The sequence below is a fragment of the Polyangium spumosum genome (assembly GCF_009649845.1).
GTDB classification, from domain to species: domain Bacteria; phylum Myxococcota_A; class Polyangia; order Polyangiales; family Polyangiaceae; genus Polyangium; species Polyangium spumosum.
The window spans coordinates 73179-87205 of the sequence record NZ_WJIE01000001.1 but is presented as its reverse complement, the minus strand read 5'-3'; the positions used below and the strand labels follow the sequence as shown (position 1 = coordinate 87205).

The window sequence follows — 14027 nt, the reverse complement described above, 5'->3', positions numbered from 1 at the left end:
CATGGATAATCTCGCGAGGAAGCTCGAGCACAGGCAGGTGAGTCAGGACGTCGGCGAGGTCGTGCGCGTCGAGGGGGATGTCTTCGTCGTCCGGACGGACGGGGGGAATTACCGGGCGCGCCGCGCGAAGAGCTGCCTGCTCGCGCCCGAGGTGGACGACACCGTGTTGCTCGTGGTGATCGAGGGCCAGGCGGCGTACGTGCTCGCGGTGCTCGAGCGGGAGGACGGCGCCACCTCGCGTATCGTGCTCGACGGCGACGTCGAGCTGAAGGCCCCGAGCGGCCGCATTGGAATGGCGGCGCAGGAGGGGATCGGCCTCGTGTCGGGCAAGGAGGTCAGCGTGGTCTCCGGCTCGGTCGAGATCCGCAGCGTGTCCGGGAACGTGGTGCTCGAGCGGCTCTCTTTGCTCGGCACGCTCGTGTCGGCCGAGCTCGGCAAGGTGAAGCTCTTCGCGGGCGTGGTCGATTCGGCGCTCGAGCGGCTCTCGCAGAAGGTGAAGCGATCGTACCGCACGGTCGAGGAGGTCGATCAGGTCCGAGCGGAGCGGATCGATTATGCGGCGCAGAAGAACATGAGCTTGCGCGGGGACAACACGTTGATCACCGCGGAGCAGCTCGTGAAGGTCGACGGCGAGCAGATCCACCTCGGCTGAAAGGGGCGACGATGTTCGCGAATTCGCAGATGATGGGCGTCGACATGGGGTTCCCGGACGTCTGCCTGACGCCGACGCCCGCGCCGGTGCCGATTCCTTATCCGAACATCGCGGCGGGCCCGATGGGCGTGCCCGCCGCCTACAACGTGCTGTTCATGTGCACCCCTGCGCATAACATGAGCACGACCATTCCGATGACGAACGGGGACAACACCGGCGTGAACATGGGCGTCGCGTCGGGCATGGTCATGGGCCCGTCCCGCCCGGTGCTCCCGGCGCTGAAGACGCTCGTCGGCGGAATGCCCGCCACGCGGCTCACGAGCATGAACATCCAGAACTCGACGAACTGCCCCGGCGTGCGGCTCGTCCCGAGCCAGCTCAAGGTCCTCCTGCTGACCTGACAGGCGCCGGCGTCACCGAATACGCCGCGCCGTCCTCGACACGAACCCACGACCCGCGACGGAATCGACTCCAGGAAACTCCGGATTCTCCGGTCCTCCCGCGGTTGTCTGTTGCGCAGCCGACCTCTGCCATTCATACGCATCCCCAATCGCTGGGGAGGGTGCAATGGCTGGAGATCGATCGTGGACGGCCCGCAAGAGGGTCGGCGTCTTCTGGTTGTCGAGCCTCGCCGGGCTCGCCTTGCCGGCGGCGGCCTGGGCGCAGGCGTATCCTTCGAGTGACGCGGCTTGGGTCCCGCTCGTGCGCACGGATCCCGTCACCAACGTGACCTCGCCGCTCGGCGATCCCGCCGGGGACGCGCCCGGGCCGCGGGACATCGTCGGCAATGAAATGTCCCCCGTCGCCTACGTCCAGAGCGACGCCGACCATCTTTATTTTCGCCTCCGTATCAACCAGAATGCTCGCCAGAATGCGTCCTCGTTCTGGCCTTACGGCTGGGGCTGCCTCATCGACACGGACGGCGACTCGTCCGATTACGAGCTCATCGCCATCGTGGACGGCGTCTCCAACCCGGACTCGGTGAACCTCTGGCACAACACGAACCAGGTGATCCCGAACGATCCCTCGGACGACGCCGAGGTGCTCCTCCGCGCATACCTGGATCCGCTCGTCGCTGGCAAGCCCGGCCATGGGTATGCGCGCGAGGCGCCGGCGGGGGAAGATTTCCCCGCCGAGAACCCCGATCCCGATTTTTTCGTCGACTGGGCCGTCGAGCGCAGCGCGCTCGCGCTCGCCGGCGTCACACCCCTCACGCCGCTGCGTTTCGCCTGCGGCACGTCTGCGATGGGCAAGGTCCTCGGGACCGACCTCGCGGGGCCGCCTTCCCTGCCGCCCCTGTTCGGAGATCCCGTCCTTTGCGGCGACGAAGGGTGCATCGAGCAGAGTTGCCCCGGAGCCGGCGATATCTGCGAGGCGGGCGTCGGCGGCTGCGCGACGACGGGCACGATCGTGTGTGACGCGTCGGGGCAGCCCTCCTGCAATGCCGTCCCCGGCGCGTCCTCGGCCGAGGTCTGCGACGACGTCGACAACGATTGCGACGGCGCGATCGACGAGGACAACCCCGGCGCCGGGGTGGATTGCACGTCCTCCGACCCCGGGCTCTGCGCGGCCGGCCTCACGGCCTGCGTGGGGGGCGCCCTCTCGTGTATCCCCACGATCGGCAAGGGAGAGTTCCCCGAGACGTGCAACGGGATCGACGATGACTGCAATGGAATCCCCGACGACGGCCCCGCCGGCGCCGGGGAGCCTTGCGCGACGGGCCTCATGGGCGCCTGCGCGACGGGCTTCACCACGTGCGGAGGCGGCGTCACCGCCTGCGCCCCGGTCGCCGAGCCCGGCGCGGCGGTCGAGACCTGCAATGGCGTGGACGACGATTGCGACGGCGAGGCCGACGAGGGCTTCGCCCTGGGCGAGGCCTGCTCCGTGGGCGTCGGCGCGTGCCTTGCCGAGGGCGTGTTCGAATGCGACGCAGCGGGCGCCGCCTCGTGCAGCGCGACGGCCGGCGCGCCGGGCGTCGAGGCCTGCGGGGACGCCGTGGACAGCGATTGCGACGGCAACCCCGACAATGACTGCCCCGACAAGGACGACGACGGGCTCGAGGATCACGAGGAGGAGGTGATCGGCTCCGACCCGGAGGATCCGGACACCGACGACGACGGCGTGCGCGACGGACTCGAGCCTGATTACGACAAGGACACGGACGGCGACGGGACCGTGAACGTGCTCGACCCCGACAGCGACGACGACGGCCTCTTCGACGGCACGGAGCTCGGCTTCGATTGCACCGGCCCCGGCACGGACCCCGAGGCGGGCCATTGTATCGCCGACGCCGACAGCGGGACGACGACGACGAACCCGCTCGACTGGGACACCGACGACGGCAGCGTGTCCGACGGCGACGAGGACACGAACAAGGACGGCGTGGTGGACGCGGGCGAGCGGGATCCTCTCGACCCGAGCGACGACGTGATCTCGACCGCCGCGTGCTCCGTCGACGCGGATTGCCCGACCGGTCAGGTCTGCGCCGAGGGCGCGTGCAGGGATCTCGTCGCGCCGCAGGAGTCTGTCGAGCTGACGGGTGGCTGCGCCTGCACCACCGAACCCGCCGAGGGCACGACGGGGCGATGGATCGCGGCGCTCGTGATGCTCGGAGCGCTCACCTTCCGCAGGCGCCGTCGCTGAAGTCGCCCTATCCCTTCTTGGGCCGACGATAGCGGATGATCACCACGTGCTTGTGGGAATCCTCCTCCAGCCTGGAGGTGTGGATCGACACGGCCCCCTCCTTCTTCAATTTCTGGAAGTCCGCCGCGGTGATGGTCAGCGCGTGCGCGTGCCCGGCGAGGCCTTGCACGTCGTACGTCCTGTCCGCCCCCGCGTCCATGTCGGCGGCCGTGATGATGAGCTCGTGCTCGTCTTGCCCGGTGAACTCCGCCGAGCAGACGGTCACCCATTCCGGCGGATCCTCGGCCGGCGCGCACCGCACGTGCACCCGGTGGGTATGCGTCAACCCCTGGGTGCTCTTGGCCCGCAAGAGCTCCCCCCGGAGCAGGGTCTTCATGTCCTCCGCCGTGAGCGTCACCTCGTGTTTGTGCTTCGACGAGCCCGCGATTTGATACGTCCTCGCCGCCCCGGCCAGCACGTCGGCGAGCGTCACCTCGAAGACGTGCCCGTGGTTCTTCCCCACCCTGCAAAGGACCCTCGAATAGGAGGGCTCGGGCGGCTTCTCCGGCTCCGGCGGCGGCTCCGGCGCCGGCTCCGGCGGGGCCTCGGCGGTGGCGGGCGTGGTCGCGCTCGGCGGCGCGGCCGGCTCCGGGGGGGCGGCGGCGGAGGGCAAGGGCTGCGTGGTGGGCTCCACCCGAGGCTCGGGAGGAGCGCCGCCGCAGCCCGTCCACGGGAGCGCCGCGGCGGCTGCGGTGATCTGGAGGGCCTGTCGGCGACGCATCGGGCCTATCCGTCGTCCCTCGCCCCGTGCAACATCGCCTGCGTCTTGATGGCGGTGCCGAGGGCTTCGAGGAGCCCTCCTCGCGACATCAATGCTTTTCCGAGCTTCAACCTGTCACGGGGCGTCTTCACCTCCTTGATGTCGAGGGTGGGCAGGACCTCGGCCAGGAGCAAGCGTGCACGCTCTGGGCCGAGCATGTGCCGGAGCTTCATGACTGCAGGATCGTCGGCCATAATCAACTCAGGAGCTCTGCCTTTTGCTTGATTCGCGCGGCTGCGCTGGGAGAGATCAGGGTCATGAGCTCGAGGAACGTCTTGTTCAGCATCCCCGAGACGAGGAACGTATACCGGTACGACCGATGCTGCGAGGCGACGATCGCGCCCGCCTCCGCGTCCGAGAACGTCCGCTCGAGGGCCCCGGAGAGCGTCTGGACGTCGAGCTTCGCCTGCGCCGCGAGCAGCCCGTCGAACGCGTCGATGAGCTCGAGGTAATCGTCGAAGCACGTCTTGATCGCCTCTTCGTCGGCCCCCTCGAGCAGCTTGTCGAGCTCGAGCGCGTCGATGCGCGCGTGTTGCGACTCCTCCATCCAGTGGTGCCTCAGCAAACTCACGAAGAGCGGGTCGAGGTCCTGGTTGCCGCGCACGGTCTCCGTGTAATGCGCCTGCGTCATCAGCTCGAGGTGGAGCGTCACGGTCGTCACGGCCAGCGGGCTCTTGCCGAGGATGACGCCCGCCACCTCCGCCGCGGCCTCGAGCACGTGACACTTGTGGCCGAAGTCCCGCTCGAACGCCCTGCAATAGCGCCAGAAGAGCTGCTGGTGCTTCGCCTCCTCCTCGGCGAAACGTACGAGCGCGCGCACCGCGTCATGATCTCCGAAGAGCTCCGCCTGCGCGTGCTTGACCGCCATCGCCGTGATGTATTCCTCGACGAACGCGAACAGGTTGAGGTAGGCGTTGCCGGAGATATGGTTCAACGTGAGCCGCTCGCGCGGCGAGAGGCACTCGATGCGCTGGATCGCGAAGAGCCCCTCGGGCAAGAACGCACGACTGAAGTCGAGCTTCGTGTCCGAAGGCATCACGTTGTCGATCTTCCACGACACCTTCTCCGAGCCGCGAATACAAGACGCGTAATCGTACCCTAGCTGCAACATCGTCCCCGCTTCTCCCAGGTCTGCGCCGAGCCTACACGCCCTCCGGCGCGTGTTGCAACCAGATCGACACGAGCCCCGGGTTCATCCGACGATCATCTTCACGCCGTACCTCGGCCCCGCATTGGCCGCGCGCACGGCGCCGGGGTCGGGCTTCGGCGAGGCGAGCCGGAAGTGGTGTCGCCGGAGCAACGTCCCGAGCACGAGCTTCATCTCGTGGCTCGCCATGGCCGCGCCCAGGCAGCGCCGCGCGCCGCCGCCGTACGGCAAGAACTCGAACGGCGAGTACGTACGGTCGAGGAAACGCTCGGGCGAAAAGCGCATCGGATCGGGGTAGACGTCCTCACGGAAATGCGCGACGGAGATCGCCGGGACGACGCCGACACCCGCGGGGAGGTCGTATCCCAGGAGCTCGAACGGGCGCAGGAGCTTGCGGGGGGCGGGCGCGGGCGCGAGCGGGTAACGGCGGAGCGTCTCGTTGCACACGGCCTCGAGGTACGAGAGCTTCGCGAGCTCCTCGGGCGCGGGTTCGGGGCCGAGCGTCGCGAGCTCGTCGCGGAGCCGCCCGAGCGCGGCGGCGTTCTCGGGGCGGTGCAGCGCATAGAGGGCCCAGGCCATGGCGATGGCGGTGGTCTCGTGCCCGGCGACGACGAGGAGGAGGAGCTGATCGCGGATCTCCTCGTCGTCCATGGGCGAGCCGTCCTCGGCGCGGGCCGCGAGCAGGAGGCTCAGGACGTCCTCGCGGGGACGAGCGGCCCTGCCCTTCTGGATGAGGTCGTCGAGCGCGGCGTGGAGGCGGCGGCGGCGCGCCAGGAACCGGGCGTAGGGGCCGACGCCGCCGAACTCGTGGCGCAAGGCCGGGACGAGGGCGAGCAGCGGCGAGATGCCATTCGTGATCTCGAGCAGCAGCGCGCCGAGCGTTTTCATGGCGGCGCGCTCGGTGACGCCGAAGACGACCTGGAGGATGACGTCGAGGGAGAGCTCCTGCAGGAGCTCGGTCATCGTGAGGGTCTGCCCGACCTGGAAGGCCTCTGCGCGTTGCGCGGCGAGGCGGACCATCTGCTCGCCGTAGGCGCGCATGCGGGCCCCGTGGAAGGGCGGCATCATGAGTTTGCGGGCGCGTTTGTGCTCGGCGCCGCCGGCGAGGATGAGCGAGCGCGGCCCGATGAAGACGCCGAGGTCCTGGTTGAGGGGCGCGAAGGTGTCGGGATCGGCCGTGTAGATGGCCTTGATGCCGGCGGGATCACCGGTCATGACGAGCGCGGGTTTGCCGGGAAAGGTGACGGTCGCGCCGTAGGCCTTCGTGAGCGGCTGCATGCAGCCGATGGGGTCCCGGAGGTATCGGACGAGGCTCGGGAGGCTGGAGCGCGGGCCAGGCGGGAGGGTTCCCATGGGAGCCATGATGCCGAGCACAGAGCGGCACAACAACGTAAAGTTCCCCGCGGGCGGCATCGAGGAAGGTGCGGGCGGCATCGATCGACCCTGCGGGCGGCATCGAGGAAGGTGTCGACACCATCGATCGACCCTGCGCGCACCATCGATCGACCCTGCGGGCGGCATCGAGGAAGGTGTCGACACCATCGATCGACCCTGCGGGCACCATCGATCGACCCTGCGGGCGGCATCAGGGAAGGTGTCGACACCATCGATCGACCCTGCGGGCACCATCGATCGACCCTGCGGGCGGCATCAGGGAAGGTGTCGACGGCATCGAGGAAGGTGTCGACACCATCGATCGACCCTGCGGGCACCATCGATCGACCCTGCGGGCACCATCGATCGACCCTGCGGACACCATCGGGGAAGGTGTCGACACCATCGATCGACCCTGCGGACGGTATCGGGGTATACTTCGCGCCGCATGCTGAGAACCGTCAACGCTGTCCGGTACGTCACCCCGCTGCGCGAGGGTGGGTCGGTGCCGGCGCTCGTGGAGGCCGACGACGACGGGCTCTACGTGGTCAAGCTCCGCGGCGCGGCGCAGGGGGCGAAGGCGCTCATCGCCGAGCTCGTCGCGGGTGAGCTCGCCCGCGCCGCGGGCCTCGCCGTCCCCGAGATCGTGCTCATCCACCTCGACCCCGAGCTCGGCCGCGCCGAGCCGCACCGCGAGATCAGCGACCTGCTCGACGCGAGCGCCGGCCTGAACCTCGCGCTCGATTACCTGCCCGGCAGCGTCACCTTCGACCCGGTCGCGGGCCCGCTGCCCGATCCCGCGCTCGCCTCCCGCGTCGTGCTCTTCGACTCCTTCGTGACCAACGTCGATCGCACCCCGAAGAACCCGAACCTCCTCACCTGGCACCACGCGATCTGGCTCATCGATCACGGCGCGTCGCTCTACTTCCACCACGGCTGGGGCCCGGACGCCCCGCTCGCCGAGAGCGACGATCCCTTCGCGTTCGTGCGAAAACACGTGCTCTTGCCCTTCGCGACCGCGCTCTCCGAGGCCGCCGCGCACCTCCAGGCGGCGTGGTCGGAGGCGCTCGTCCGCCGCGTGGCGGGGGCGATCCCCGACGCGTTCCTCACGGACGACATGGGCTTCCCCTCCCCGGACGCCCACCGCGCGGCGTATGGCGCGTGGCTCTCGGCGCGGCTCGCCGCGCTGCCCTCGATCCTCGCGGAGGCCGAGCGTGCGCAAGCCGAGCTTTGAGTATGCCATCGTGCGCGTCGTGCCCCGCGTCGAGCGCGGCGAGCAGATCAACGCGGGCGTCATCCTTCATTGCGCCGCGCGCGACTGGCTCGGCGCGCGGATCGAGCTCGACGAGGCGCGCCTCTGCGCGATCGCGCCCGACGTCGACCTGGAGGCCGTGCGCCGGAGCCTCGCGGCCATCCCGCGTATCTGCGAGGGCGGGCCCGAGGCCGGGCCGATCGGGCTCCTCTCGCGCAAGGAGCGCTTCTCCTGGCTCGTCGCCACGCGCAGCACGATGATCCAGACCTCGGACACGCACGTGGGCCTGTGCGACGATCCGGACGTGGCGCTCGAGCGATTGCTCGACAAACTCGTGCGGCCCGTGCGTGCGCGGTGACGGACGTTTCAACAACCATGAAAGAAACCAGCTTGTTTTTTGCGGGGCTCGGCCTCGTCGTGGCCCTCGCGACGGGGTGCGGCGGGCCGGACATCGAGGCGATGTGCGAGGCGCAGGAGGCGTGCCTTGGCGGCAACGAGGCCGACCTCGAGGCCTGCATCGTGCAGCACGAAGCGTACCGCGACGCGGCGTACGGCGTCGGGTGCGGCGAGGAGTTCGACGCGCTCTTCGCGTGCACGGAGCCGCTGCTCGCGTGCTCGACGGTGACCTCGTCGAACATGTGCACGTCGGACGACGACTGCTACTTCAACGGCGTATGCAGGGATGGGGCGTGCACGACCTTCGAAGTGCCCGTCGAGCACCAGTCCGTCTGCGCGGACGAGGCGAACGAGGACCACCGTTGCATTTTATGAGGAGCCGCGGAGACATGCGTCGACTTCTGGTGAATACCCTCCTTCTCCTCTCCCTCGGGGCCGCGGCCCTTGGCTGCTCTTCCCGCGCGCAGGTGATCTGCGAGCTCGAATGCGCGTGCCAGCATTGCAGCGACCATGACGAGATTCGCGTTTGCGAATCTCACGCCGCGCGGGAGGAGGTGGCGGACGTGTACGGTTGCAGTGACGCCTGGACGGCCTTCACGGTCTGCTACGAGGAGAAGGGCACGTGCGACGAGACCAGCGACCTGTTCTCGACGCGGGAAGAGAACAACGCGGACCGGTGCGGCAAGGAGGCGCGGGGCCTCCTCGACTGCATCGAGGCGGCCTCGGCGCACGACGGCAACTGGTTCTGATGGATCCCCGGGGCTGTATCCGATGGACGCCCCATCCTCGATCCGTCTACACTCCGGCCAGGGAGTGACCATGAAACCCAAGAACTTGCTTTACGCCGGGCTCGGGCTCGTCGCCCTTGCGTTCTCGGCGGGCTGCGGGCCCGACATCGCGGGGGTCTGCGAGGCGCAGGAGGCGTGCCTGGGCGGCAACGAGGCCGACATCGACGCCTGCATCGTGGCCGCGGAGGGCCAGCGCGAGACGGCGATCGACATCGGCTGCGGCGACGAGTTCGACACGCTCGCCGCTTGCACCGAGCCCCTGCTCGAGTGCACGAGCGTGAACTCGGGGCAGATGTGCATGGACGACGGGGACTGCGGCGGCCCGGCCGTCTGCAGCAATGGTCTGTGTTCCCTGAAGGCCTACGCCATCCCCGAGGCGCAGCGGGACACCTGCGAGGCCGAGCAGGCCGCGTATTCGCGCTGCAACTGAAGGAGGTAGGACCATGATTCGAACGATCCTCTTGAATACCTTCCTCTTCCTGGGCCTGGCCGGCGCCGTGGGCTGCTCCCGGGCGCAGGTCGTCTGCGGCGTCATCTGCGAGTGCGAGCACTGCAGCGACGAGACCGAGATCCGGACGTGCAACGACCTCGCGACGCAGGAGGACGTGGCAGACGCCTACGGCTGCGGCGACGCCTGGACGACGTACACGGTCTGCGTCGAGGAGCAGGGCACGTGCGACGCGCGTGAAGCCCGCTTCTCGACCGAAGACGAGAACAACAACGATCGGTGCGGCGACGAACGAGGAGCCCTCTTCTCGTGCATCGACGCGGCCTCGGCGCGCGACGGCATCCGGTTCTGATCGAGCGGCTCTTCCCGCCTACCCTTCGTCGTCCCCGGCCATCCCGAAGGCCCGCATCTTCCGCTTCAGCGTGTTCCTGTCGATCCCGAGGGCCCGCGCGGCGCGGCTCAGGTTGCCCTCCTCCGCCACGAGCGCGCTCGCGAGGGCCGCTCGCTCGGCGGCCTCGACCACGTCCCGCAGAGGCCGCACGTCGCCGCCGCTCTCGCCCTCGGTCCCGCCTCCGCTCGTGCTGACGCTGCCGCCTCCGCTCCGGATCTCCGGGGCGAGATCCGACACGTTCACCACGTCATCGCAGAACACCACCCACCGCATCACCTCGGCGCGCAGCTCGCGCACGTTGCCCGGCCATACGTGGCTCGCGAGCGCGCGCATGGCCTCGCGCGTCACGCGGAGCCGCCGCCCGCCTTTTTTCGCGCGGATCTCCGACAGGAACGACTCCACGAGCCGCTCCACGTCCCCCGGCCGCGCCCGCAGCGGCGGCACCAAGAGCGTCGCCCCGCGCAATCGATAGTAGAGATCCTCCCGGAACGCGCCCGCCTTCACCAGCGCCCCGAGATCCCGGTGCGTCGCGGCCACGATCCGCACGTCGACGTCCACCCGAGCCTCGCCGCCCACGCGCCGCAACGTCCCCTCCTGCAGCACGCGCAGGAGCGCCGCTTGCACCCGCGGCTGCATCTCGCCGATCTCGTCGAGGAAAAGCGTGCCGCCGTGCGCCTGCTCGAACACGCCCCGCCGCCGCTTGCCCGCGCCCGTGAACGCGCCCGCCTCGTGCCCGAAGAGCTCGCTCGACAGCACGCCCTCCGCGAACACCGAGCAGTTCTCCGCCACGAAGGGCCCGTCCTTGCGCGGCGAGAGCGCGTGGATCTCCCGCGCGCAGAGCTCCTTGCCCGTGCCCGTCTCACCCAGCACGAGCACCGGCGCGTCGCTCGCCGCGACCCGCTCGATCTTCGCCCGCAGCTCCACCATCGGCGCGCTCTCGCCGAGCAACGACGACGCGCCCTTCTGCGCGGCGGCCCGCAGGCGCAAGAGCTCGTCGCGCATCGCGCGGATCTCGGGGAAGCCCTCGATGTCGAGCCGCACCTCCCGCACCGCCTTCGGGTGCGGCACGGGCACGAACGCAGGCGGGATCACCTGGAGCATCCGCGCGGGCAAGAGGCCCGCTTGCACCAGGATCACCCAGAGCGTCTGCGCCTGCGGCGTGCCCGCCGAGAGCAGGACGTCGAGCGCGAGGCCGGCGCCGACGAGCTCCGCCTTCGCGCGCTCCACGACCGGGCCGAGCAGGCGAAAGAGCTTGCCGTAGTCGGTCGGATCGTCGGCGTCGATCACGCAGAGCTCGACCTTCGGCGCGCGCGCCTCGAGGGATCGGCAGAGCGAGCGGGCGGGCGTCTCGCCCTGCGGGATCGTCAGCACCCACGCGGCCTCGTAGCGGCCCTCCGTGTGGTCGAGCAGCCGGAGCACCGGCCCCCGATCACTCGCCGGCCGCGCCACCTGATGCGAGGGCACGGGGCCCGTCACGCCCGCATCCGACCACGTGATGAGCGCCCGCTTCACCTGGTGCATCGTACACCACGGGTGATGCGGTCTGCACCATCGTTCTGATGCACGATGCACCATCCGACCGGGCCCACGGTCGAATTTCCGGGCAAATCGGGCTGGCACGGTTCGCGCAATACGGGGTGGCGAAGTCAATCAACGACGATTCGAGATACCTGCCATGGGCACTACTTTTTTCCCCGAACCTTCCCTCCCCCCGCACGCCCGCATCTTCGCCCGCCCCGACGTCTGGATGGAGGGCGACGCGATCACGCAGTTCACGCGCGTCGCCGAGCTGCCCGGCTGCGTGCGCGCCGCGGGCATGCCCGATCTCCACGCCGGGCGCGGCCCCATCGGCGCCGCGTTCGCCTTCGAGGAGCGCGTCTTGCCGTACCTCGTCGGCGGCGACGCCGGCTGCGGCGTGCTCCTCTTCGCCACGACCGCGTCCCCGCGCGCCGTGGACAAACTCGAGCGCCGCGTCCGCGCCGCGATGGACGAGGAGCCGCTCGAGGACTGCGATCCGCTCGAGGTCTTCGACGCCTGCTGGCGCGAGGGCGCGAAGGGCCTCGCCGGGGTCGCGGGCGTGCCGGACGACATCGCCGCGATGGCCGAGCGCGAGCGCGAGCTCGATCTCGGCCCGAGCGGTGATCCTTCCGCCTACCGCGATCCCTCGCACGGCCGCGCGCTCGGCAGCATCGGCAGCGGCAACCACTTCGCCGAGATCACGCGCGTCGCCGAGGTGCGCGACGAGGCCCGCGCGGACGTGATGGGCCTCGAAAAAGGCAGCCTCGTCGCGCTCGCGCACACGGGATCGCGTGGGCTCGGCGCGCAGATCGGGCGGCGCTGGGGCGACGTGGTCCTCATGGGCGAGGCGATCGACGCCTACCTCGGCGACCTCGCGGGCGCGGTGCGGTTCGCGCAGGCGAACCGCTTCCTCGTGGCTTGCCGGCTGCTCCGCGCGCTCGCGGCCCTGCGGAGGGACAAGGTGCGCGGCGCGGTCGACATCGTGCACAACACGATCCGGCGCGAGGAGATCGGCGGGCGACCCGTGTGGATCCACCGCAAGGGCGCCGCGCCCGCGAGCCGCGGCGAGGCCACGGTCGTGCTCGGCAGCCGCGGCGCGCCCTCCTGGGTGCTCGTCGGCAGCGGGCACGAGGGCGCGCTCGCGTCGGTCGCGCACGGCGCGGGCCGCCGCATGACGCGCACCGAGGCGCGGTCGAAGCTCGCCGCGCGGTACAAACGCGCCGAGCTCGGCCGCACGGCGCTCGGCGGCCGTATCGTCTGCGACGACACGGACCTGCTCTACGAGGAGCACCCCGACGCGTACAAGCCGATCGAGCCCGTGGTCGCGAGCCTCTGCGACGAGGGCCTCGCCTCGCCGATCGCCTCGCTCGTGCCGGTCGTGACGGTGAAGCAGTGAGCAAGACGCTCGTGCAGATCACGGCCGGTTACGGGCCTGTCGAGGTGCGCAGGTTCGTCGCGCTGCTCGCGGCCCGGCTGGCCGAGCTCTGCGAGGCGCGTGGCCTCGTCGTCGAGGAGACCGTGAGCCACGGCGACGAGGACGCGCCACGTTCGGTGGAGCTCGTCGTCGCCGGGGACGCGGCGCTGCTCGCGAGCGAGGTGGGCACACACGCGCTCGTCGCGCGTAGCCCCGACCGCGGGAAGGCCTCGCGCAAGCGCTGGTTCGTGTCCGTCGTGGTGCACGAGGACGAGGGCGCCTGTGTGGACGACGGGGCGACGATCGACCCGCGTGACGTGGAGATCACGACCATGCGCGCGAGCGGCCCCGGCGGGCAAAACGTGAACAAGACGGAGACGGCGGTCCGCGCGAGGCACGTGCCTTCGGGGATCGTCGTGCGCGTCACGGACGAGCGATCGCAGCGGGCGAACCTGCGACGGGCGCTCGCGCGGATCGCGGCGCTCTTGCGGAAGCGGGTGATGGCCGCGGCGGCCGCGAAGGAGGCGCAGCGCTGGTCGTCGCACGCGCGGCTCGAGCGCGGCGCGCCCGTGCGCTCGTACGTGCTCTCGCACGAGGGCGCGCTCGTGTTGCGCTGATGTTCAGGGAGGAGACGAGATGCGAAAGGACATGTTCGAGCTCATCATCGAGCGACCGCGGTACGACTGGGGCCGCGGGCGCGGCGCGGGCAAGGGGCGGTATGCGACGCGGATGAAGGCCGATCCCGAGGCCGCGCCGCTCAAGGAGGGCATGAAGTACCGCGGCCAGACGCGCGTGCTCTCCGAGAACTTCGCCCCGCTGCGGCGCTTCCTCGCGCGCCGCGTGGGCCGCCCGTGGGACGCCGTCTGGTCGGAGATCCGCGCCCACCTCTCGCCGAGCAGCGCCGTGCAGAAGCACGTCTTCGATCACGTGCTCCAGTTCGTCGAACGCAACCCCGTCATGATCGACGGCGTCCCGCACAGCCCCGAGGGCAACGGCCCGCGGCGGGATGTGTTTTACCCGCTCCGGAGCCACGGCCCCTGGCAATCCTTTTACGTTTGCCCGCGGACGGGCCTGCTCTGCTCCGTCGCCGAGGCGCACCTGCGAAGGAAGAAGCGTTCGCGCGGGGCATGACGTCGCTGTCAGGCGTCGCGGCGATGACGCCTCGACGCGGAGCGGACATCCGCGAAACGCGCCCGGATGGCATT

At 70.1% G+C, this 14027-nt stretch carries 17 protein-coding genes; 12 read left to right on the top strand and 5 right to left on the bottom strand.

Annotated elements, in window-relative coordinates; all coding sequences use genetic code 11:
- Position 1 precedes the first annotated feature (1 nt).
- The 3 genes from GF068_RS00425 (at position 2) to GF068_RS00415 (ending at position 3295) form a co-directional block, all read left to right on the top strand.
- Positions 2-652: a DUF3540 domain-containing protein gene (locus GF068_RS00425; protein ID WP_153817316.1), complete on the top strand. Its 651-nt coding sequence runs from the start codon at positions 2-4 to the stop codon at positions 650-652.
- Between the two features lie 11 nt (positions 653-663).
- A complete protein-coding gene (locus GF068_RS00420) occupies positions 664-1053 on the top strand; it encodes a DUF4150 domain-containing protein (protein ID WP_153817315.1) in 390 nt (129 codons plus the stop codon).
- Between the two features lie 166 nt (positions 1054-1219).
- Positions 1220-3295, top strand: a complete 2076-nt coding sequence (locus GF068_RS00415; protein ID WP_153817314.1) for a MopE-related protein — start codon at positions 1220-1222, stop codon at positions 3293-3295.
- A gap of 7 nt (positions 3296-3302) precedes the next feature.
- Here GF068_RS00415 and GF068_RS00410 read toward each other — a convergent pair whose 3' ends face one another.
- The 4 genes from GF068_RS00410 to GF068_RS00395 all read right to left on the bottom strand — a co-directional run bounded on the left by GF068_RS00410 (position 3303) and on the right by GF068_RS00395 (position 6594).
- Positions 3303-4055 carry a hypothetical protein gene (locus GF068_RS00410; protein WP_153817313.1) on the bottom strand — a complete coding sequence of 251 codons (753 nt, stop codon included), beginning with the start codon at positions 4053-4055 and terminating at the stop codon, positions 3303-3305.
- A gap of 5 nt (positions 4056-4060) precedes the next feature.
- Entirely contained in the window at positions 4061-4267 is a 207-nt protein-coding gene (locus GF068_RS00405; RefSeq protein WP_153817312.1) for a hypothetical protein, read from the bottom strand.
- 23 nt (positions 4268-4290) lie between these two features.
- Positions 4291-5205: a diiron oxygenase gene (locus GF068_RS00400; RefSeq protein ID WP_153817311.1), complete on the bottom strand. Its 915-nt coding sequence runs from the start codon at positions 5203-5205 to the stop codon at positions 4291-4293.
- An 81-nt stretch (positions 5206-5286) separates the two neighbouring features.
- Positions 5287-6594, bottom strand: a complete 1308-nt coding sequence (locus GF068_RS00395; protein WP_170319231.1) for a cytochrome P450 — start codon at positions 6592-6594, stop codon at positions 5287-5289.
- Positions 6595-7063: 469 nt separating this feature from the next.
- On the opposite strand from GF068_RS00395, the gene GF068_RS00390 reads away from it, so the two are divergent.
- The 6 genes from GF068_RS00390 to GF068_RS00365 all read left to right on the top strand — a co-directional run bounded on the left by GF068_RS00390 (position 7064) and on the right by GF068_RS00365 (position 9851).
- Positions 7064-7849 carry a HipA family kinase gene (locus tag GF068_RS00390; protein ID WP_153817309.1) on the top strand — a complete coding sequence of 262 codons (786 nt, stop codon included), beginning with the start codon at positions 7064-7066 and terminating at the stop codon, positions 7847-7849.
- Entirely contained in the window at positions 7830-8225 is a 396-nt protein-coding gene (locus tag GF068_RS00385; RefSeq protein WP_338046140.1) for a DUF3037 domain-containing protein, read from the top strand. Before GF068_RS00390 ends, GF068_RS00385 begins: the two co-directional genes overlap by 20 nt.
- A gap of 17 nt (positions 8226-8242) precedes the next feature.
- Entirely contained in the window at positions 8243-8638 is a 396-nt protein-coding gene (locus tag GF068_RS00380) for a hypothetical protein (RefSeq protein WP_153817307.1), read from the top strand.
- A 14-nt stretch (positions 8639-8652) separates the two neighbouring features.
- A complete protein-coding gene (locus GF068_RS00375; protein ID WP_153817306.1) occupies positions 8653-9012 on the top strand; it encodes a hypothetical protein in 360 nt (119 codons plus the stop codon).
- A gap of 70 nt (positions 9013-9082) precedes the next feature.
- Entirely contained in the window at positions 9083-9481 is a 399-nt protein-coding gene (locus GF068_RS00370; protein ID WP_153817305.1) for a hypothetical protein, read from the top strand.
- Positions 9482-9494: 13 nt separating this feature from the next.
- Positions 9495-9851 carry a hypothetical protein gene (locus GF068_RS00365; RefSeq protein ID WP_153817304.1) on the top strand — a complete coding sequence of 119 codons (357 nt, stop codon included), beginning with the start codon at positions 9495-9497 and terminating at the stop codon, positions 9849-9851.
- Between the two features lie 18 nt (positions 9852-9869).
- Here the strand turns inward: GF068_RS00365 and GF068_RS00360 are convergent, their stop codons facing one another.
- Positions 9870-11402 (bottom strand): sigma-54 interaction domain-containing protein, encoded by a 1533-nt coding sequence (locus GF068_RS00360; RefSeq protein ID WP_338046139.1) that lies wholly within the window; start codon positions 11400-11402, stop codon positions 9870-9872.
- 163 nt (positions 11403-11565) lie between these two features.
- On the opposite strand from GF068_RS00360, the gene GF068_RS00355 reads away from it, so the two are divergent.
- From GF068_RS00355 to GF068_RS00345, 3 genes are read left to right on the top strand one after another with little or no spacing between them, the layout of a single operon-like run.
- A complete protein-coding gene (locus GF068_RS00355; RefSeq protein ID WP_153817302.1) occupies positions 11566-12804 on the top strand; it encodes an RtcB family protein in 1239 nt (412 codons plus the stop codon).
- Complete coding sequence (locus GF068_RS00350) at positions 12801-13439, top strand: peptide chain release factor-like protein (protein WP_338046138.1); 639 nt, start codon at positions 12801-12803, stop codon at positions 13437-13439. The genes GF068_RS00355 and GF068_RS00350 overlap by 4 nt, the downstream gene beginning before the upstream one ends.
- Before the next feature lie 19 nt (positions 13440-13458).
- Positions 13459-13953 (top strand): hypothetical protein, encoded by a 495-nt coding sequence (locus GF068_RS00345; protein ID WP_153817301.1) that lies wholly within the window; start codon positions 13459-13461, stop codon positions 13951-13953.
- Positions 13954-14027 lie beyond the last annotated feature (74 nt).

Coding starts and splice junctions, on each gene's coding strand:
- GF068_RS00425 (WP_153817316.1), top strand. CDS start 2: ATGGATAATCTCGCGAGGAAGCTCGAGCACAGGCAGGTGAGTCAGGAC.
- GF068_RS00420 (WP_153817315.1), top strand. CDS start 664: ATGTTCGCGAATTCGCAGATGATGGGCGTCGACATGGGGTTCCCGGAC.
- GF068_RS00415 (WP_153817314.1), top strand. CDS start 1,220: ATGGCTGGAGATCGATCGTGGACGGCCCGCAAGAGGGTCGGCGTCTTC.
- GF068_RS00410 (WP_153817313.1), bottom strand. CDS start 4,055: ATGCGTCGCCGACAGGCCCTCCAGATCACCGCAGCCGCCGCGGCGCTC.
- GF068_RS00405 (WP_153817312.1), bottom strand. CDS start 4,267: ATGAAGCTCCGGCACATGCTCGGCCCAGAGCGTGCACGCTTGCTCCTG.
- GF068_RS00400 (WP_153817311.1), bottom strand. CDS start 5,205: ATGTTGCAGCTAGGGTACGATTACGCGTCTTGTATTCGCGGCTCGGAG.
- GF068_RS00395 (WP_170319231.1), bottom strand. CDS start 6,594: ATGGGAACCCTCCCGCCTGGCCCGCGCTCCAGCCTCCCGAGCCTCGTC.
- GF068_RS00390 (WP_153817309.1), top strand. CDS start 7,064: ATGCTGAGAACCGTCAACGCTGTCCGGTACGTCACCCCGCTGCGCGAG.
- GF068_RS00380 (WP_153817307.1), top strand. CDS start 8,243: ATGAAAGAAACCAGCTTGTTTTTTGCGGGGCTCGGCCTCGTCGTGGCC.
- GF068_RS00375 (WP_153817306.1), top strand. CDS start 8,653: ATGCGTCGACTTCTGGTGAATACCCTCCTTCTCCTCTCCCTCGGGGCC.
- GF068_RS00370 (WP_153817305.1), top strand. CDS start 9,083: ATGAAACCCAAGAACTTGCTTTACGCCGGGCTCGGGCTCGTCGCCCTT.
- GF068_RS00365 (WP_153817304.1), top strand. CDS start 9,495: ATGATTCGAACGATCCTCTTGAATACCTTCCTCTTCCTGGGCCTGGCC.
- GF068_RS00355 (WP_153817302.1), top strand. CDS start 11,566: ATGGGCACTACTTTTTTCCCCGAACCTTCCCTCCCCCCGCACGCCCGC.
- GF068_RS00345 (WP_153817301.1), top strand. CDS start 13,459: ATGCGAAAGGACATGTTCGAGCTCATCATCGAGCGACCGCGGTACGAC.